Origin of the sequence: Streptomyces sp. NBC_01537 (genome assembly GCF_045040445.1) — a bacterium.
In the GTDB taxonomy this organism is placed as follows: domain Bacteria; phylum Actinomycetota; class Actinomycetes; order Streptomycetales; family Streptomycetaceae; genus Actinacidiphila.
This window is the reverse complement of the sequence record NZ_CP109392.1, coordinates 5636206-5654308: the sequence shown is the minus strand read 5'-3', so window position 1 is coordinate 5654308 and position 18103 is coordinate 5636206. Positions and strand designations below refer to the sequence as shown.

17 protein-coding genes are annotated in these 18103 nt (G+C 71.3%); 7 read left to right on the top strand and 10 right to left on the bottom strand.

Annotated elements, in window-relative coordinates; translation table 11 throughout:
- Entirely contained in the window at positions 1 to 930 is a 930-nt protein-coding gene (locus OG607_RS26140) for an SDR family oxidoreductase (protein ID WP_405728166.1), read from the bottom strand.
- 95 nt (positions 931 to 1025) lie between these two features.
- On the opposite strand from OG607_RS26140, the gene OG607_RS26135 reads away from it, so the two are divergent.
- Complete coding sequence (locus OG607_RS26135) at positions 1026 to 1952, top strand: cyclase family protein (protein ID WP_405728163.1); 927 nt, start codon at positions 1026 to 1028, stop codon at positions 1950 to 1952.
- 46 nt (positions 1953 to 1998) lie between these two features.
- On the opposite strand, the gene OG607_RS26130 is transcribed toward OG607_RS26135, so the two are convergent.
- From OG607_RS26130 to OG607_RS26115, 4 genes are all read right to left on the bottom strand, one after another.
- On the bottom strand, positions 1999 to 2463 hold the full coding sequence (locus OG607_RS26130) for an ATP-binding protein (protein WP_405728160.1): 465 nt from the start codon (positions 2461 to 2463) through the stop codon (positions 1999 to 2001).
- A 366-nt stretch (positions 2464 to 2829) separates the two neighbouring features.
- A complete protein-coding gene (locus OG607_RS26125; protein ID WP_405728158.1) occupies positions 2830 to 3759 on the bottom strand; it encodes an acyl-CoA dehydrogenase family protein in 930 nt (309 codons plus the stop codon).
- A gap of 6 nt (positions 3760 to 3765) precedes the next feature.
- On the bottom strand, positions 3766 to 4893 hold the full coding sequence (locus OG607_RS26120) for an acyl-CoA dehydrogenase family protein (protein ID WP_405728155.1): 1128 nt from the start codon (positions 4891 to 4893) through the stop codon (positions 3766 to 3768).
- Positions 4884 to 6080 carry an amidohydrolase family protein gene (locus OG607_RS26115; RefSeq protein WP_405737052.1) on the bottom strand — a complete coding sequence of 399 codons (1197 nt, stop codon included), beginning with the start codon at positions 6078 to 6080 and terminating at the stop codon, positions 4884 to 4886. The genes OG607_RS26120 and OG607_RS26115 overlap by 10 nt, the downstream gene beginning before the upstream one ends.
- 167 nt (positions 6081 to 6247) lie before the next feature.
- Between OG607_RS26115 and OG607_RS26110 the strand changes: the two genes are divergently transcribed.
- Positions 6248 to 7783: a class I adenylate-forming enzyme family protein gene (locus OG607_RS26110; RefSeq protein ID WP_405728152.1), complete on the top strand. Its 1536-nt coding sequence runs from the start codon at positions 6248 to 6250 to the stop codon at positions 7781 to 7783.
- Between the two features lie 98 nt (positions 7784 to 7881).
- A complete protein-coding gene (locus tag OG607_RS26105) occupies positions 7882 to 8943 on the top strand; it encodes a tetratricopeptide repeat protein (protein ID WP_405728149.1) in 1062 nt (353 codons plus the stop codon).
- Here OG607_RS26105 and OG607_RS26100 read toward each other — a convergent pair.
- Positions 8940 to 9314, bottom strand: a complete 375-nt coding sequence (locus tag OG607_RS26100) for an STAS domain-containing protein (RefSeq protein WP_405728146.1) — start codon at positions 9312 to 9314, stop codon at positions 8940 to 8942. The genes OG607_RS26105 and OG607_RS26100 overlap by 4 nt on opposite strands.
- 196 nt (positions 9315 to 9510) lie before the next feature.
- Here OG607_RS26100 and OG607_RS26095 point away from each other — a divergent pair, with 196 nt between their 5' ends.
- Positions 9511 to 10086: a sigma-70 family RNA polymerase sigma factor gene (locus OG607_RS26095; RefSeq protein WP_405728143.1), complete on the top strand. Its 576-nt coding sequence runs from the start codon at positions 9511 to 9513 to the stop codon at positions 10084 to 10086.
- Positions 10083 to 11345: a maleylpyruvate isomerase N-terminal domain-containing protein gene (locus OG607_RS26090; protein WP_405728140.1), complete on the top strand. Its 1263-nt coding sequence runs from the start codon at positions 10083 to 10085 to the stop codon at positions 11343 to 11345. The genes OG607_RS26095 and OG607_RS26090 overlap by 4 nt, the downstream gene beginning before the upstream one ends.
- 4 nt (positions 11346 to 11349) lie before the next feature.
- Here OG607_RS26090 and purU read toward each other — a convergent pair whose 3' ends face one another.
- The gene (gene purU, locus OG607_RS26085; RefSeq protein WP_405728137.1) at positions 11350 to 12228 is read right to left on the bottom strand and encodes a formyltetrahydrofolate deformylase; all 879 of its coding nucleotides are present in this window, start codon (positions 12226 to 12228) and stop codon (positions 11350 to 11352) included.
- Positions 12229 to 12318: 90 nt separating this feature from the next.
- Positions 12319 to 12765 (bottom strand): hypothetical protein, encoded by a 447-nt coding sequence (locus tag OG607_RS26080; protein ID WP_405728134.1) that lies wholly within the window; start codon positions 12763 to 12765, stop codon positions 12319 to 12321.
- Between the two features lie 181 nt (positions 12766 to 12946).
- On the opposite strand from OG607_RS26080, the gene OG607_RS26075 reads away from it, so the two are divergent.
- On the top strand, positions 12947 to 14236 hold the full coding sequence (locus OG607_RS26075) for an ABC transporter substrate-binding protein (protein ID WP_405728131.1): 1290 nt from the start codon (positions 12947 to 12949) through the stop codon (positions 14234 to 14236).
- A gap of 5 nt (positions 14237 to 14241) precedes the next feature.
- On the opposite strand, the gene OG607_RS26070 is transcribed toward OG607_RS26075, so the two are convergent.
- Both OG607_RS26070 and OG607_RS26065 read right to left on the bottom strand, forming a co-directional pair.
- Complete coding sequence (locus OG607_RS26070; protein ID WP_405728128.1) at positions 14242 to 15549, bottom strand: hypothetical protein; 1308 nt, start codon at positions 15547 to 15549, stop codon at positions 14242 to 14244.
- Positions 15550 to 15789: 240 nt separating this feature from the next.
- On the bottom strand, positions 15790 to 17172 hold the full coding sequence (locus OG607_RS26065; protein WP_405728125.1) for a transcriptional regulator: 1383 nt from the start codon (positions 17170 to 17172) through the stop codon (positions 15790 to 15792).
- A gap of 269 nt (positions 17173 to 17441) precedes the next feature.
- Between OG607_RS26065 and OG607_RS26060 the strand changes: the two genes are divergently transcribed.
- Complete coding sequence (locus tag OG607_RS26060; protein ID WP_405728122.1) at positions 17442 to 18086, top strand: bifunctional DNA primase/polymerase; 645 nt, start codon at positions 17442 to 17444, stop codon at positions 18084 to 18086.
- The last annotated feature ends 17 nt before the right edge of the window (positions 18087 to 18103 follow it).

Below are 18103 nucleotides of genomic sequence, written 5' to 3'. Positions count from 1 at the left end.
TCACTCCTCCGCCGCGCCGGGAGCACGGGAGGTGCGAGACGCACGGGAGGCCGCCGTCCGCATCGCTTCGAGCTGCGCGAGCATCGGCATGGGATCCGCCCCCACCGTCCCGGGCAGGCAGTCCGCGATGCGCTGCGGCGTCCAGGAGCCGCCTTCCGCGTAGGCGGACCGCAGTTCGCGTGGCTGGGCCCACACCGCGATCTTGGGTCCGGCGACGGTGTAGACCTGCCCGGTGATGGCGGCCGCTCCGTCGCTGAGCAGGAATACGACCATGGCGGCGACATCCTCGGGCTCGCCGATCTCCGTGAGGTCCATCGGCACATTGGCCGACATCCGGGTCCGGGCGACGGGTGCGACGCAGTTCGCGGTCACGCCGTACCGGTTCAGGCCCAGTGCGGCGCTGCGCACGAGCGAGATGATGCCGCCCTTGGCCGCGGAGTAGTTGGCCTGGGAGACGCTGCCCTGGTGGTTGCCGCTGGTGAAGCCGATGAGCGTGCCCGCGCCCTGCTTCCGCATGACCGCGCTGGCGGCCCGGAAGACGGTGAAGGTGCCCTTCAGGTGGGTGGCGATGACGGGATCCCACTCCTCCTCGGCCATGTTGAAGAGCATCCGCTCCCGCAGGATGCCCGCGACGCAGACGACGCCGTCGATCCGCCCGTAGGTCTCCACGGCGGTGGAGACGATCCGCTCGCCGCCCGCCATCGTGGCGACGTCGTCCGCCACGGCGACGGCTTCGCCGCCCGCCGCCTCGATCTCCTTCACGACCGCGGCAGCGACCTCGCTCGTCGGTTCGCTGCCGTCGATGGCGACGCCGTAGTCGTTGACGACGACTTTCGCGCCCTCGGCCGCGCACGCCAAGGCCACCGCGCGCCCGATGCCGCGCCCGGCCCCGGTCACCGCCACGACCTTCCCTGCAAGGAAGTTGCTCACGTCCGGTCCCGCCCCTTCTCAGAGTTTCTGACGGACCGTTAGATTCTAAGAGCAGGTACGCGCCCGAGCACAAGCCCTACGACCAGGAGGCATCGATGGCTCTCCCCGCCGAGTTCCACGACATCGCCAAACGCGTCAACAACTGGGGCCGCTGGGGCGGGGACGACGAGATCGGCACCCTCAACCTGATCACCGACGACGTGGTCCGGGCCGCGGCACAGACCGTCCGCAGTGGGCGCCGGATCCCGCTGGCACTTCCGCTCCAGCAGGACGGCGTGCAGACCGGGATGATTCCGGGCCGGGTCAATCCGATGCACACGATGGTCATGCTCAACTACGAGATGTTCGGCCCCGGCACCGTCGCCACCAGCGACGACGCCGTCACCATGGGCCTGCAGGCGGCGACCCACTGGGACGCCCTGACCCATGTCTCGCACTCGGGGCGGATCTACAACGGCCGCCCCGCCGACTCCATCACCGCACACGGCGGCGCGGCCTTCTGCGGAATCGAGAAGGTGACCACCCTGCTGTCCCGCGGCGTACTGCTCGATGTGGCCCGCGCCCGGGGCACCGGCCGCCTCCCCGGTGACCACGCCGTCACCCCCGAGGACCTGGACGCCGCCGAGGAACTGGCCGGCACCAGCGTCCGGTCCGGCGACATCGTGCTGGTCCGCACCGGGCAGATGCAGATCTGCCTCGCGGGCGACAAGCACGCCTACGCGTACCCGTCCCCGGGGCTGTCGGTGCGCACGCCGGAGTGGTTCCATACCCGCGATGTGGCGGCGGTCGCCAACGACACCATGACCTTCGAGATCTTCCCGCCGGAGATCGAGGACCTGTGGCTGCCGGTGCACGCGCTCGACCTCGTCGAGATGGGCATGCTCCAGGGGCAGAACTGGAATCTGGAGGCGCTGTCCGAGGCCTGTGCCGAGGCCGGGCGGTACGAATTCCTGCTGGACGCGACCCCGGAGCCGTTTGTCGGCGGCACGGGCAGCCCGGTCGCACCGGTGGCGGTTCTCTAGAGCCCTTGGAGCCAGGGGAGTTCCTGGAGTCCGTAGGAGGCCGGGATCAGGCCGGCCGGGACAGCAGCCCTCCGGGCTGTTTCGGCACGGTGGCCGGCGACAGTGCCGCGGCGCGGTCGATCTCGCACCAGATCTGCTTGCCCTCGCCCTCGGGCTCCCAGCCCCAGCGGTCGGCGAGCCCGTCCACCAGCTCCAGGCCCCGGCCGCCGGTCTCGTCGTTGTCCGCGTGCCGCGGCCTGGGCGGGCAGTCGCTGGTGTCGGCGACCTCGACCCGTACGGTGTCACGCTCCGGGGACTGGTCCGAGCCGAAGAGCATGCGCAGCACGGCCGGACAGCCGGTGTGCACGACCGCGTTGGTGACCAGTTCGGAGATCAGCAGGATCAGCGTTTCGGCGAGCGGTTCATCGGCCCCTATTCCGGAGCCCATGAGCCGCGAGCGCGCCCACCTGCGGGCTCGCCCCACCTCGGCAGGGTCGGGACCCACTTCAAGCTGAACCTGAAGGACCTGCACCGCTCACACCATCCGAACCGGCGGACACATCGCCTCGCGCCTTGCCACGATCACCGAGCGTGACCTCGACGCAACACAGCATGATTTACCTACGGTCACCCCAACAAGCGCTTCGGGCATATTCCAGCGCAAAGGGACATGAGTGCTGCATACTGTGCGGGGCTTATCACAGGGAATCGAACAGCGCGACGCGTGCGACGCCTCCTTCAAGAGGGCCACGCAAATGCCGCGCCTCGCCACTACTCGCACCCGATGGAGCGTACCCGAGGCAGGCCCCGACTCCACCGCGTGACGAGTCACACCTAGGACACAACCCGATGTCGGCACTCGGTCACCACTTATCTCCGACAAATCCAGCAAATAGGATCAAAAAGTCCATTCGGCGCCCTTCGCCAACTGCTCCGCGACGGCCTCCTCATAGCTCCGGTCGGACCGGCCGCGCACGCCCAGCACCCATCCCCGTTTGATGTGCAGATGCACTTCCGCCTCCCAGGTGAAGCCCATTCCGCCGAAGACCTGAAGGCAGTCACGGGCGTTGCGGCCGGCGGCCTCGCGCGCGAGCAGCATCGCCGGGAAGTGCTCCTCCGGCAGGCCGGTGACAGCCGCCGCGTAGACCGCCGTACGCGCCATCTCAAGGCGCACCAGCATGTCGGCGCACAGATGCTTGACGGCCTGGAAGGACCCGATGGGCCGCCCGAACTGCTCTCGGGTCCGGGCGTGTTGCACTGCCAGATCCAGGGTCCGGGCGGCGCTGCCGATCTGCTGGGCGCAGGTCAGCAGTTCGGCCTCGGGGCCGGCCCTGCCGGCCGCCGCGTCGTGGGGCAGGCGGTGCAGCGGCGTGAGCGGATCGACCGACCGTATCGGCTCGGTCTGTGCCGGGTACGGGCCGAGGACCCCGGTCTCCCCGAAGCCCTCAAGAACGCAGTCCGCCTCCTCCAGCCACTCGGCGGCGTCCCCGTCCACGACGGTGACCACGACCTCGCCGGCAGCCGCGCCGGGGACGATCCCGGCGGCCAGATGCGTCGCCACCAGCGGCCCCGGCAGCAGCGCGCGGCCCGCCTCCTCGAAGACCAGGACGGCTTCCGGCATCCCGAGTCCCACCCCGCCCTCCGCCTCCGGCAGCCGCAGGGAGAACAAGCCCGCGTCGCCCAGCGCCCGCCACAGCTCCCGGTCCAGCCGGGGCGGCCCGCAGCCGGCGGCGTCCTCCCGCAGCCGCTCGGGCGGATAGAGCCGCGCCAGCAGCTCCCTGGTCGCCGCCCGCAGGGCCGTCTGGTCCTCTGTGAGCCGGAAGTCCACGGCCGATCATGCCCCCTTCGGCAGGCCGAGGATCCGCTCGGCGATGATGTTCTTCTGGATCTGCGAGGTGCCTGCGGCGATGGTGTACGAGAGCGACGAGAGCCGGTCGGCGATCCACGGGTGCTCCGCGTCGAGTGCGGCCGTCCCCGGCCCGAGGACCTGGGCCGCCGCGTCGTACAGCTCCTGCCGGGCCTGCGAATAGCGCAGCTTGAACACCGAGCCGCCCACTCCCGGCGCGCCCGCGCTGACATTCCACTGGATCAGCCGCCACAGCACCCCGAACTCGATCGCGAGCCGGGCGAGTCGGCGGCGCAGCACCGCGTCGTCGTCCCACGCACCCGTCTCCTTCGCGTGGCTCACGACCTCTGCCAGCACCCTGCGACAGGCCACGACCTCACCGACGAAGGCCGTGCCCCGTTCGAAGGACAGCGTGACCATGGTGACCCGCCAGCCGTCGTTCTCCGCCCCGACCCGGTTGGCAACCGGCACCCGCACCTCGTCCAGGAAGACCTCGGCGAACTCCGTCGTCCCGGCGAGGGTGCGCACCGGGCGTACCGTGATCCCGGGGGCGTCCATGGGCATCGCGAGCCAGGTGATGCCCCGGTGCCTGGGGGCGTCCGGGTCGGTCCGCACCAGGAGCTCGCACCAGTCGGCGACCTCGGCGTGCGAGGTCCATATCTTGCTGCCGCTCACCACATAGTCGTCCCCGTCCCGCACCGCGCGCGTGCGCAGCGCGGCCAGGTCGGAGCCCGCCTCAGGCTCACTGAAGCCCTGGCACCAGACCTCCTCGCCGCGCAGGACGCCCGGCAGCCAGCGCTCGCGCTGCCCGGCCGTCCCCTCGGCGGCGATCGTCGGCCCGGCATGCAGCAGCCCGACGAAGTTCGCACCCACATAGGGCGCCCCGGCCCGCTCGGTCTCCTCCAGGAAGATCAGGCGCCGGGTCGGTGGGGCGTTCCAGTGCAGGTCGGCGTATCCGGCGTCGTAGAGCATGCGCTGCCAGCCCGTGTCGTACGCCCGCCGGGCCGGCCAGTCCGCCGGGTCGGGCTTGGGCGCCAGAGCGGGCAGGACCCGGGCCAGCCAGGAGCGCAGGTCGTGCCGGAAGGCCTCCTCGGCTTCCGTGTAGGTCAGGTCCAACGGTCCGGCTCCAGCCCGAGCATCCGGATGGCGTTGCCGCGCATGAGCTTGTAGACCGTCTCGTCGTCGAGGCCCTTCACATGGTCCAGGGCGACCTCCTTGGTGTGCGGGAAGGTCGAGTCGACGTGCGGGTAGTCGGTCTCGAAGACCGCGTTGTCGCGGCCCACGGTGTCCAGGGAGGCGACGCCGTGCTTGTCGCGGAAGAAGCAGCAGAACATCTGGCGGTAGTAGTAGGTGGACGGGGGCTCGGGGATGAGGTCCCGGACGCCGCCCCAGGCGCGGTGCTCCTCCCAGACGTCGTCGGCGCGCTCCAGGGCGTAGGGGATCCAGCCCATCTGGCCCTCGCTGTAGGCGAGCTTCAGTCGGGGGAACTTCACCAGTACGCCGGAGAAGAGGAAGTCCATCATCGAGGCCATCGCGTTGTTGAAGCTCAGCGAGGCCTGGACGGCGGGCGGCGCGTCCGGGGAGGCGGCGGGCATCTGCGAGGACGAGCCGATGTGCATGTTGACGACCGTGCCGGTCTCCTCGCAGACCGCGAAGAAGGGGTCCCAGTAGCCGGAGTGGATGCTGGGCAGGCCCAGGTAGGTCGGAATCTCGCTGAAGGTCACCGCCCGCACCCCGCGCGCGGCGTTGCGGCGGATCTCCGCGACCGCCAGGTCGATGTCCCACAGCGGGATCAGGCAGAGCGGGATCAGCCGGCCGCCGCTGTCGCCGCACCACTCCTCGACCATCCAGTCGTTGTAGGCGCGGACGCAGGCGAGGGCGACCTCCTTGTCGTGCGCCTCGGCGAAGGTCTGGCCACAGAAGCGCGGGAAGGTCGGGAAGCAGAGCGAGCCCTCGACATGGTTGAGGTCCATGTCGGCCAGCCGGGCCTTGGGGTCCCAGCAGCCGCGCCGCATCTGCTCGCGGGTGATGCCCTCCAGGGTCATCTCGTCCCGGTCGAAGCCGACGGCCGCGATGTTCCGCTTGTACGGGAACTTCAGGTCCTCGTAGATCCACCAGTCGGTCGGCGGCCCTTCCGGGTCCATCGTGATCTGGTACTTCCCGCCGACGTACGCGAGCTCGCCGATCCCGGCGGTGAGCGGCTGCGGGCCCCGCTCCCGGTACTTGGCCGGCAGCCAGGTCGAGAAGAGGTGCGCGGGCTCGATCACATGATCGTCGACGCTGATGATCCGGGGCAGTTCCATCGGCTCCATCTGCCTCTCCACCGTTTCTGACTATCCGTCAGATTCAGCGTACGCCCCGCCCGCACGGCCGTCCATGCGCACACCCTGGACCGGCGCGGCGAAGCCGCCTACGCTCCGGTTCGAGCAGATCTGACTAATCGTCAGCTCAATGCGCCGGGAGGCACCCCGTGGACGACACCATCAGGGCCCTGAGTGACTCGCCCACACTCTGGGCGCTCATCGCGGGCCGCGCGGCGGCGAGCCCGGACGCACCCGCGCTGCTGGAAGGGAGCTCCGCCGCCGAGGACCGCCGGCTGACCTTCGGTGAGCTGGCGCGGCGCGCCGAGCGGGTGGCGGCGGGGCTGTACGGGCTGGGGGTGCGGCCCGGATCGAAGTTCGCCTGGCAGCTGCCGACCCGGATCGAGTCGGTCGTGCTGTCCGCCGCGCTCGCCCGCCTCGGAGCCGTGCAGACGCCCGTCATCCCCATCTACCGGGACCGCGAGGTCGGCCACATCATCAGCCGGACCCGGGCGGAGTTCTTCGCGGTGCCGGGCGAGTGGCGCGGCTTCGACTTCACCGCCATGGCCCGCCGGCTCTCCGCCGGTCTCGCCGAGCCCCCGCTGCTGCTCACCGCCTACGACGAACTCCCGGAGGGCGACCCCGCCGTCCTGCCCGACCCGCCCGCCGACGGCACCGCTGTGCGCTGGATCTACTGGACCTCCGGCACCACCTCCGAGCCCAAGGGTGTGCTCCACACCGACCGCAGCCTCATCGCGGGCGGCTCATGCCTCGCCCACGCCCTGGAGATGCGCGCCGACGACGTGGGCTCGATCGCCTTTCCCTACGCCCACATCGGCGGCCCCGACTATCTCGTCATGCTGCTGCTCTACGGCTTCCCGGCACTGCTCCTGGAGCAGTTCGCGCTCCCCGGCAGTCTGGCGGCGTACCGCAGACACGGCGTCACCATGGCTGGCGGCAGCACCGCCTTCTACTCCCTCTTTCTCGCCGAGCAGCGCAAGCAGCCCCCCGGCGAGAAGCTGATCCCCACACTGCGGCTGCTCTCCGGCGGCGGCGCCCCCAAGCCGCCGGAGCTGTACAAGGAGGTGGTCCACGAGCTCGGCTGCCGGCTCACCCACGGCTACGGCATGACCGAGGCCCCCATGATCACCATGGGCTCGCCCCGCGACCCCGAGGAACGCCTCGCCACCACCGAGGGCCGCCCGCCCGCGTCCATGGAGATACGCATCGTCGACGGCGAGGTGCGGCTGCGCGGCGAGGCCGTCTGCCAGGGCTACACCGACCCGCTCCTGACCGCGGAGTCCTTCGACGCCGAGGGCTGGCTCCGTACCGGCGACCTCGGCCGGCTGACCGACGACGGCTATCTCGTCCTCACCGGCCGGCTGAAGGACATCATCATCCGCAAGGGCGAGAACATCTCCGCCAAGGAGATCGAGGAACTCCTCTACGCCCACCCCGGCGTCGCCGACGCCGCCGTCATCGGCCTGCCCGATCCCGAGCGCGGGGAACGTGTCTGCGCCGTCATCGAACAGCCCGCCGGCGCCGAGCGGCTCGCCCTCGCCGACATCACCGCGTATCTGCGCGAGGCCGGCCTGGCCACCCAGAAACTGCCCGAGCAGCTGGAGACCGTCGACGCGCTGCCGCGCAACGAGACCCTGCGCAAAGTACTGAAGTACAAGCTCCGCGAACGCTTTGCGAAAAGCTGACCGAGGCCGAGGTTTGACCGCCCCCGCCCGCAACACGGCGGCGGTAGCCTCCTGTCGCATACGCGGTCGGATCCGGCCGCCCGGAGGGGGCGAGCACCGTGACGGAGATATCCGCAGACGCGAATGCGGGGGCGGGGGCGGAAGCGGAAGCGGGGGCGGAGGCCACGGCTCAGCAGGGCCTCACCCTCCTACGGCTCGGCGAGGCGGCGCTGGACGCCGGGGAACTGACCGACGCCCGTAAGCACTTCACCGCCGCCGAGGAACAGCTCGCGGACGGTCCCGTCGCACAGCGCGCCGCAGCCGTACGCGGCCGGGCGCTCTCCCATCTGCTGGCCGGCGAGGTGCGCTACGCCTCCCACCTGCTGGAACAGGCCATCGGCCGGCTGGAGGTCGACTCCCCGCCCGACCCCGACGCACTGCTCCTGCTGCACGTGGCGACGATCGGTCCCTACACCGACCTCGGCGCCTACACCCGTGCCGCGCGCGCCGCCGAGCAGGCCCTCAACCTCGCCCCCAGCGCCACCGATCCGGCGCTCATCGCGCTGATGCACCGCAGCATCGCCCGCACCCTCATCGTCGCCGGCCGCACCGAGGAGGCCGAGGCCTCCCTCGCCAGGGCCCAGGAGATCTTCCACCGCCTCGACCTGCACACCGACCTGGCCCACGTTCACTGGATGCGCGGTTACGTCCACGCCCAGGACGGCGACCTGGAGCAGGCCGAACGCGAACTGCGCACCGCCCGCGACATGCTCGCGGCGGGCAACGCGGTGCTGTTCACCGTCCAGGTCGAGGTCGAGCTCGCCGACGTACTGCGCCGCCGGGGCAAGGGCCCCGAGGCGGAGCGCCTGCTGCTGGCCCTGCTGGACCAGCTGACCGCCTATCGCGGCGCCGTCCACGCCGGCGGGGCGCACCGGCTGCTCGGGCTCATGGCGGAGGAGCGCGGCGACAACGAGGCCGCCGAGGAACACTACGTATCGGCGCTGGCCCTGCTGGAACGCGCCGGCGCCGCAGGGGACCTGGCCGACATCTGCAGGCTGCTCGGCGATCTGCTGCGCCGTACAGGGCGCGTGGAAGCCGCACTTGACGCATACCGGACCGGCCTCGGCCACCGCGCCGCCGTCGGCACGACCACGCTGGGTCCCGCCCCCGCTGACTCCTAGGCCGACAACGGGCTCGCCGTGTCGTCCGTCGCCGCCACGAGGTCGGGGAAGACCTCGAACAGGCGCCGCACGCCCAGGGCCGACAGGACCCGGTTGACGTGGGAGCCGTCCGAACCGCCGTCCGCCGGAAGGATCAGCCGCAGCCGGCCGGCGCAGGAGCGCATGAGGCGGCGGGCGGCGATGAGCACACCGACGCCGCTGGAGTCGCAGAACTGCACGTCCGCGAGGTCGAGAACGATGTCACGGCGACCGTCGGCCACCGCGTCGTGCACGTGTTGCCGGACGGCGGGCGAGGTCACGAGGTCCATCTCTCCCGACACCGACACGATCGCCCAGCCGTCCCGTTCGGCCTGCGTCACTTTCAGCGCCACTGTCTTGGGCCTTTCGTCCGGCAGTGGGTCCACCGACCTTATGCCCTGCCCACGGACGCTTCTCGCAATCTTCCGGTCACACCCGGATAACGCATTACCAAAACCGGTCCTCATCGGCAGCATGTTGCCGCAAAGGGGCGTACGCCGTCGGAACCGACGGTTACATTCGATCTGAGGCAGACGAGGGGACGGCCGCATGGTGACACCCGCACCACCCCGCTGGGACCGGAAGATGCAGCAGCGCCTGGCACGCGGCGAGGAGGCCGCGCTGGGTGAGCTCTACGACCGCTTCGCCTCGCTCGTGCACAACCTGGCACATCGCGTGATGGACGACGAGCACGCGGCCGCGCAGATCACCCGCGAGGTGTTCGGGTACATCTGGGAGAACCCGGACGCCTACGACCCCAAGCACGGCTCGCTGCGCTCCTGGATCGCCGGCCTCACCCAGCGGCAGGCCGTCCACCGGCTGCGGCAGGCCCAGAACACCGGCGAGGAGACACCGGAAGAGGTCGAGGCCAGGGTCCGGGAGGCGTCCGCGGCCGCACGCGCGGACTACATCGTCACCTCGATGCCCACGCCGTTGCGCGAAGCCCTGGACCGGGCCTACCGGCAGCGCCTCGACTACCGGCAGACCGCCGCCGACCTGGGCGTCACCGAGGACGAGGCCAGGCGCCGGCTGCGGCTGGGGCTGCAGTTGCTGTCCACGGCCATGGACCACCCGCCGCAGCTCGACGCCGGCCCCTCGCAGCGCAACCGCGGACGGCTGCTGTGAACGGCCCCGCCCAGAACGGCGGCACGCCCTCCCACGGCGGCGTCCCGCTGCCGCGGGTGCCCCAGCCGCGCGAGGCCGCGGAGGACGCCGGCTCGCTGCCGGAACTGCCCCCTCAGCCGGAACCGCCGCACCCGCCGGAGCCCGGCATTCCGGAGCTGCCCGAGCTGCCCGCGTACGACCACAACACGCTGCGCTCCCTGCTCGGCGCCTGGGCGCTGACCGCCTGCTCGCACGACGAGGCCGCCGCGGTCGAGGTGCACCTCACCGACTGCGCCTCCTGCGCGGAGGAGGCGCTGCGGCTGCGCGACGCGGTCGGTCTGCTGCACCAGGAGGAGTCCCTGGACCTCGATCCGCTGCTGCGCGCCCGGGTCCTGGAGAACTGCCTCGGCCGCCGCCCGGCCCGGATCCCGGTCCCCGAGTGGGCCGCGCCCTACGACGCCGAGGCCGCCCGCCTCGACGCCTTCCTCGGCGATCTGGGCGAACCCGAGTGGAACATGCCCGTCAAGCTGCTCTGGGCGCGCGGCGAGCGCGTGCTCACCCTGCGCGGCGTCCTCGCCCACCTCGGCGCGGTCGACGGCATCGTCGCCATCTCCCTCGGCCTGGACGACCCGCTCGGCACCGGCCCGCAGCCCCGCACCACCATGGACCGCACCGATCTGGCCATCGACCTGTGCAAGGAACTCCCGCCGGTCTTCGTACGCAACAAGTGGCGCACCCAGACCCGCAACATCGTCCGCACACTGTCCTTCGCCGGTTCCGGCACCGGTGGACTGCCCGTCGACTATGTCGACTTCACCCTGCCGGCGCGGGACGCCCTGATAGACCGGGCCTTCGAGTGCTGGATCCACGCCGAGGACATCGCCAACGCGCTGGACTACCCGTACAAGCCGCCGGCCCCGCGGCACCTCAACCGGATGATCGACCTCGCCGCGCGCATGCTGCCCACCGCGATCGCCGAGCGCCGCCGGGCGGGACTCGCCGCTTCCGCCGCCCGCCTGGTCGCGGCGGGCGCACCCGGGCGCGCACTGCATCTGCATGTCGAGGGCTCAGGCGGCGGCCGCTGGAACATCTCGCTGGACTCCCCGGGCGCGGTGGCCTCCGAGGACAACATCGTCGCCGAGATCGCCGTCGACCAGCTGGACTTCTGCCAGCTCGCCGCCGGCCATCTGGCGCCCGAGCGGATCGCGACGGGCGCGTACGGCGACCAGGCGGCCATCCGGGACGTGCTGTTCGCGACGGCGAGCCTGTCGCGCCTCTGACGATTCAGGCGAAGACGACCGTACGGCGGCCGTTGAGCAGGACGCGGCGCTCGCTGTGCCATTTCACAGCACGCGCGAGCGCCTGGCACTCGACATCGCGGCCGACGGCGACCAGCTGCTCGGGCGTGACGTCGTGCCCGACGCGCTCGACCTCCTGCTCGATGATCGGGCCCTCGTCCAGGTCGGCGGTGACGTAGTGCGCGGTCGCGCCGATCAGCTTCACACCGCGCGCGTGCGCCTGGTGGTAGGGCTTGGCGCCCTTGAAGCTCGGCAGGAAGGAGTGGTGAATGTTGATGATCTTGCCGGACAGCTCCTTGCAGAGGTGGTCCGAAAGCACCTGCATGTAGCGGGCGAGCACGACCAGCTCGACGTTCTCCTTCTCCACCAGCGCGAGGAGCTCCGCCTCCGCCTCCGCCTTGTTCTCCCTGGTCACCGGGATGTGGTGGAAGGGAACACCGTAGGAGCCGACCAGTGCCTCGAAGTCCGTGTGGTTGGAGACCACCGCTGCGATCTCCACCGGCAGCGCGCCGATCCGGGTCCGGAACAGCAGATCGTTCAGGCAGTGCCCGAACTTGCTGACCATGAGGACGACCCGCATCCGCTGCTCGGCCGGGTGGATCTGCCAGTCCATGTGATACGAGTCACCGATCGCCGCGAAGCTGGCCCGTAGTTTCCCGGCGGTCACCGGCGGCTCGGCGGAGAAGTGCACGCGCATGAAGAACAGGCCCGTGTCGCGGTCCCCGAACTGCTGGCTGTCCTCGATGTTGCACCCGGTCATGAAGAGAAAGCTCGACACGGCGTGCACGATGCCCTGCTTGTCCGGGCAGGACAGGGTCAGGACAAACTGGTCGGACTTCGGCTGCGGCGACTGCGACTCGTTCACGGGCTTAGCGTCGCACACCGCCCTTGCGGCAGGCCAAAGCCGTCCGTCAGGCGGTACGCGGTCAGGACACAGGTGTCAGGACACAGGCGGTCAGGCGCTGCGCGTGTAGATCTTCAGCACGTCGAGGGAGCGCGGCGGCGTGTCCGGGTCCTCCCCGTCGGCCGTCGCGAGGAGCACATGGGCCTCGCGCGCGGCCCGTACCGCCTCCGGCCACGCGTGGTTCTCCAGGTAGGCGCTTATCGGGGCGTCCGCGCCGACCTGGTGGAGGATCTTCAGCACGCGCAGCACCGCGACATCGACCAGCGCGGCCTCCTGCGCGTCGCGGAAGATCGTTCCGACGTATTTCTCGGCGGACCAGTTGTCGAGCCAGGTGTCCTCGACCAAGCGGTAAACGGCGTCCGTGACGTCTCCGTAGCCGGGCAGGCCCGCGAGCCAGCACTCCTGCTGGAAGACCGGATCGCTGATCATGTGCAGTGCGGAGCGCACGTTACTGCGCCAGCGCCACCAGGGCATGTCGTTGAGCGGCATGCCCCCCATCGTGGATGAGCGGGTACCTCGGCGGGAAGACTTTTGCTGACTCTGCACGATGCACGATCGTACGTGCCCTCGGATCCGGCGCGATTATGCATCGATCAGCACCGGCTGTTCACCCGAAAGTGACCCTCTGTTCTTCTCTGGTCACAGTAACGTTGGGGCCGAGCCGGAATCTTCGCTTGTCATGAGTGACAGGCGTGACTCACGCGAGCGCAAGGCCGCCCTGCTGTCCGTCGCCACGTCCTGCGCGCTGCTGCTCGCAGGCTGCGGTGCGCTCCCGGGGAGCACGGGGGACTCCCCGGGGCCCATCGTCGTCATGACCTGGGCGCCCGAACAGACCAACGCCACCAACGAACCGGGCATGCCCGCGATGGCGAAGGCGTACGCGAAGTACGTCAACGCCCGGGGCGGCATCAACGGGCACCAGTTGAAGGTCCTCACCTGCAACGAGCACAACACCACCACCGGTGCGGCGGCCTGCGCCCAGCGCGCGGCCGACGAAGGAGTGGCCGCGGTCGTGGGCTCGTACAGCCAGCACGGCCCGACCTTCCTGTCCACACTGGAGGCGGAGAGCATCCCGTACCTCGGCGGATTCGGGGTCACCGAGGACGAGTTCGACAGTCCGCTGTCCTACCCGGTCAACGGCGGCCTCAGCTCGCTGCTGGCGGGGAACGGCCAGCAGCTGGCGCCCAAGTGCGATTCGGTCAGCCTGGTGCGGCCGGACACCGCCGCAGGCGACCAGTTCCCGGCCTTCCTCGACGCCGGGCTGCGCGCCGGCGGCCGCTCCGACGCCACCGACCTGCGCGCGGCCGAGGACTCCACGGACTACACCGCCACCGCCGAGCGGTCGGTCGGCGATGACGGCACCGGGGACGGGCGGTGCGTCACGGCTGTCCTCGGCGAGAAGACCGCGACCTTCTTCGACTCCTTCCGGCGGATCACCGTCACGGACCCGGTCACGGGCAAGCAGGTCGCACCCAGAGCCCGGATCGCGTCCGTCCTCGGCAGCGTCCAGCAGTCGACGGTCGACAGCTCCGGCGGCTCCGGAAGCCCGCTGGAGGGCGCGCTCATCACCGGCTGGTACCCGCCCGCGTCCGACGCCGCCTGGGACCCGATGAAGAAGGCCGTCGCCAAGTACGCCTTCGGCGACAACAGCATCGACACCGACGACCCCGGCGCGCAGACCACCTGGATCGCCTACACCGTCCTCACCGAGGTCGTCGAGTCGATGGGCAGCCGGACCGTCAGCGCCACCACCCTGAAGCAGGCCCTCGACAACGCCCACGGCATCTCGACCGGCGGCCTGACCCCCGCCCTCGGCTGGCGCGACCAGGACCTGGCCTCGGTCCCGGACCATCCGCGCCTGGCCAACGGCAAGGTCACGTACCAGGTCGTCACCAACGGCCGGCTCGTCGCCGCGCGCAAGGGCTTCGTCGACGTGACGCGGACCCTGGAGAAGGCGTCGACGAACTGACGGCGTCAGAGCTGGGTGTACTGGCGCTGCGTAAGCCCGTACTTCTTGGCGATGGTGTTCCAGAGCTTGACGGCGTCCTTCTTGGCCTGTGAGGCCGTGCCGCTGTCCCGGTTGCCGGCCGAGGTCTGGCCGGTGGTGCGGGCGTGGCCGCCCTTGCAGACCTTCTTCTGGTTCGCGGCCTGGTCGGCCCAGGCGGCGTAGTGCGTGTCGGCCGAGGCCGAGGCGTTCCAGGCCTTGGTGAGGGCTTCGGTGAGCGCCTGGTGGTCCGGAAGCTGGTCGACCGAGAGCGTGCCGAGCTGGGTGACCAGGCCCTGGCGCTGGGTGGCGGCCGCGCGCAGGTCCGACGCGGCCTGGTCGAGGTTCTGGCAGGACTGGATGCTCGACACCGCGCTGATCACCGAGGCCCGGCTGCTGCCGCTCTCCTTGAGCAGCGCGTCCAGCTTCTCCGCCTGCCCCTTCGCCGCGCTGTCGCCGTCCGACAGCGACCCCGCCGAGGTGGACGAGGACGCGCTCGCCGACGCCGACGCCGAACTGCCCGCCGCCTGCGCGTCATCCCCGCCGCCGCTCATCACGGCGCCGGCCGCCAGGCCCGCGAGGGCGCAGGCGACCACCACGATGCCGACGAGCACCGCCGGGGACGGCTTCTTACGGCCCGGGGCGTCCGCCGGTGCCGCCAGGGGCTGCTGGGCGTAAGGCTGCTGCGCGTAGGCCTGCTGGCCGTACTGCTGCTGGCCGTACTGCTGCGGCGGCGCGGGCTGCTGCTGCCACGGAGGCGGCTGCTGCTGGAACTGGGGCTGCTGGGACGGCTGGGGCTGCTGGGGGCCGTCCTGCCGGTAGAGGTGCGCGAAGTCGTCCTGCGGCGGCGCGGGCTGCGCGGCCTCGTAGCCGCCGCCGTACTGGTCGAAGCGCGGCAACTGCTCGGTCGGCTCCGCGGCGGGCACGGTCGCGGGCGCCTGCGGCACCGGGCGCAGGACCTGCGTGGCGTCCGCCACGGACGGCATGGCCTGCGGGTACGGCGGGAGCATCTGCGTCGCGTCGGCGGCGACGGGCGGCTGCGCGGGGGCCGGCGTCTGCGGGTAGGGCGGGAAGAGCTGTGTGGCGTCCCCGTCCGGCATCGGCTGGGCCGGCTGCTGCCCGTAGCCGTCGAAGGGCGAGTACTGCGGTTGGGGTTGGGGTTGGAGCTGCGGCTGCGGCTGGCCCCAGGGCTGGCCGCCTGCCGGTGCCGCTTCCCATGGCTCGCTCTGCGGGGGCAGCACTATGCCCTCACGCACCTCCGGCGTGTCCTCACCGCGCCCGCTGTGACCGCTGTGCATCACCGGAACTCCTGCCTCAACCGCACGTACGGAATCGTCGGCTCACGCTACCGGTCGTAATCGCGAGCCACCACGTCGCGGTCCGCGATGCGGGCGGCTGCGGCGTGATCGGGCTCTTTTTCTTCCCAATTGCTCCTGGCGGGCAGGGGGTCGGAGCAGCGGTGTAGGTCACGTAACAATTCCGGGTGGGTGCGGTGGAGCGGGCCGATTCAGCCCGTCCGGTGCCTGGGGGCCGCTCTCCTACGCGGCTGCCTCCTGCTCATCGAGGCGTGCGCCGAACTCGCGGACGACCGCTTCCTGGGCGTACGGCTCAAGGCGCTGCCGCAGGTCGTCGAGATACTCGGCACCGCGGGTGGAGCGCAGCGTGGAGAGGAGCTCGACGGCCTGGGTGCCGGAGTGGCAGGCCTGCTCGATCTCGCGCTGCTGGACCTGGGCCTGGGCAAGGACGAGGAGGCCGATGGCGCGGCGGCGGACCTTGGTGGGGCCGTGGCCGGCGAGGGACTCCTCGGCGCGGCGGACGGCGGCGGCAGGCTGGCCGAGGTCGCGGTGGCAGTGGGCTAGTTCGTCGGCGAGGTAGGCCTGGTTGAAGTGGGCGATCCAGTCGGGGTCGTCGTCGGGGGTGGCCCGCTCCAGCGCCTCGACGGCCTGTCCGGCCACCGCGTTGCAGGCACGGGCATCGCCCAGCAGCGCATGGCCGCGCGCCTCGGCGGCGTAGAACATGGCCTGGGCGGTGGGGGTGACCTGGCCCCGGGCGCCTTCCTGGGCGGCGCGGGCGAGTTGGGCGATCTCGCGCGGGTTGCCGAGCTGGGCGGCGAGATGGCTCATGCCTGCGGCGAGGACGTAGCCGCCGTAGCCGCGGTCACCGGCGGCCTGGGCCAGGCGCAGCGCCTGGATGTAGTAGCGCTGGGCGAGTCCGGGCTGGCCGGTGTCGATGGCCATGTAGCCGGCCAGCTCGGTCAGCCGGGCCACGGCCGCGAAGAGCTGGCGGCCGGTCGACTCACGGTAGGAGCCGGCCAGCAGCCCCGAGACGACGCTGTTGAGGTAGTGCACGACCACCGGGCGCACATGCCCGCTGCCGAAGCGGTGGTCGAGGTCGGTGAGGGCCTGGGTGGTGGCCCGTACGGCCGCGACGTCGGACATGCCGACCCGAGGGCCGCCGGCCCGGGCGACGGCCGTGTCGGTGCGGGTGATCAGCCAGTCCCGGCTTGGCTCGACGAGCGCGGAGGAGGCGACGGTGGAGCCGGTGAGGAAGTCACGGCGGCCGACGTCGCTGCGCCACAGCTCGCAGACCTGCTCGATCGCGCCGAGCACGGTGGGCGAGAAGTGCAGGCCGACGCCGGTGGCGAGGTTCTTGCCGTTGGCCATGCCGATCTCGTCGATGGTGACCGTACGGCCGAGCTTGCGGCCGATCGCCTCGGCGATGATGGCCGGGGCCCGCCCGCGCGGCTGCTGGCCGCGCAGCCAGCGGGCGACGGAGGTCTTGTCGTAGCGGAGGTCCAGGCCGTGCTCCGCGCCGCACATGTTGACCCGGCGGGCCAACCCGGCGTTGGAGCAGCCTGCTTCCTGGATGAGCGCCTGCAGCCGTTCGTTCGGCTGCCGCGCGACGAGTGGTCGTGCGGCCATGGGGTCCCCCTCATTCACTGCCGCTGCTGGCATATCAAGATCCATGCCCGGCGTACGGCATCCGAATTCGCCTCAATGTCGTTTATTTGTGGCGTGACGCATGACTACACACCCAAGGGTGATTACCCGGATCATGGGGGCATCCCTCACGCGCGCCCCCACCCATGCACCCGTGCGCCCGCCATGAGCCGCGTGTCCGGCACGTATCGGCGCGTAACTGCCCGTAACCCATGCGGTACGCCGGAGTTGTGAAGGTCGTGGAAGACACCATGGAAGCCAGCACGACCGGCGGCCAACTGCTCGACGCAGCGGTCCGATACGCCGAGGAGCGGCACTGGGACGTGCTGCCCGGCACCTGGCTCGAGGACGAGCCCGGCGGCATCGGCACGCGCTGCTCGTGCGGCGAGCCGCGCTGCGCGGCGCCCGGCGCGCATCCGGCCCGTCCCGACTGGGCGGCGCAGGCGGGCGGCAGCGCGGTGGCCGTGCGCCGGATGTGGACCAAGCAGCCGCGCTGCTCGGTGCTGTTGCCGACCGGGCGCACCTTCGACGCGATCGACGTGCCCGAGGTGGCGGGCTGTCTCGCCCTGGCCCGGATGGAGCGGATGGACCTGCCGCTCGGCCCCGTGCTGTGCACCCCGGCCCGCCGGCTGGTCTTCTTCGTCCTCCCCGGCGCGGGTGTCAAAGTCCCCGACCTGCTGCGCCGACTCGGCTGGCCCCCGGCGTCGCTGGACCTCACCGTGCACGGCGAGGGCGGCTACGTACCGGCGCCGCCGACCCGGCTCGCGGGCGGCGCGTCCGTGCAGTGGGCCCGGCAGCCCACCGCGCTCAACCGCTGGCTGCCGGACGCCGAGGAGTTGCTCAGCCCGCTGGCGTACGCGTGCGGCCGCGAGGCGGCGGCGAGCCGCGACCGGTAGGCGACCGGTAGGCGGCA

What these genes read in the sequence shown, in the direction of transcription:
- OG607_RS26095 (WP_405728143.1), top strand. Translation starts at nt 9,511, where the DNA reads ATGGTGACACCCGCACCACCCCGCTGGGACCGGAAGATGCAGCAGCGC.
- OG607_RS26075 (WP_405728131.1), top strand. Translation starts at nt 12,947, where the DNA reads ATGAGTGACAGGCGTGACTCACGCGAGCGCAAGGCCGCCCTGCTGTCC.
- OG607_RS26060 (WP_405728122.1), top strand. Translation starts at nt 17,442, where the DNA reads ATGGAAGCCAGCACGACCGGCGGCCAACTGCTCGACGCAGCGGTCCGA.
- OG607_RS26070 (WP_405728128.1), bottom strand. Translation starts at nt 15,549, where the DNA reads ATGCACAGCGGTCACAGCGGGCGCGGTGAGGACACGCCGGAGGTGCGT.
- OG607_RS26115 (WP_405737052.1), bottom strand. Translation starts at nt 6,080, where the DNA reads ATGGAACTGCCCCGGATCATCAGCGTCGACGATCATGTGATCGAGCCC.
- OG607_RS26135 (WP_405728163.1), top strand. Translation starts at nt 1,026, where the DNA reads ATGGCTCTCCCCGCCGAGTTCCACGACATCGCCAAACGCGTCAACAAC.
- OG607_RS26065 (WP_405728125.1), bottom strand. Translation starts at nt 17,172, where the DNA reads ATGGCCGCACGACCACTCGTCGCGCGGCAGCCGAACGAACGGCTGCAG.
- OG607_RS26080 (WP_405728134.1), bottom strand. Translation starts at nt 12,765, where the DNA reads ATGGGGGGCATGCCGCTCAACGACATGCCCTGGTGGCGCTGGCGCAGT.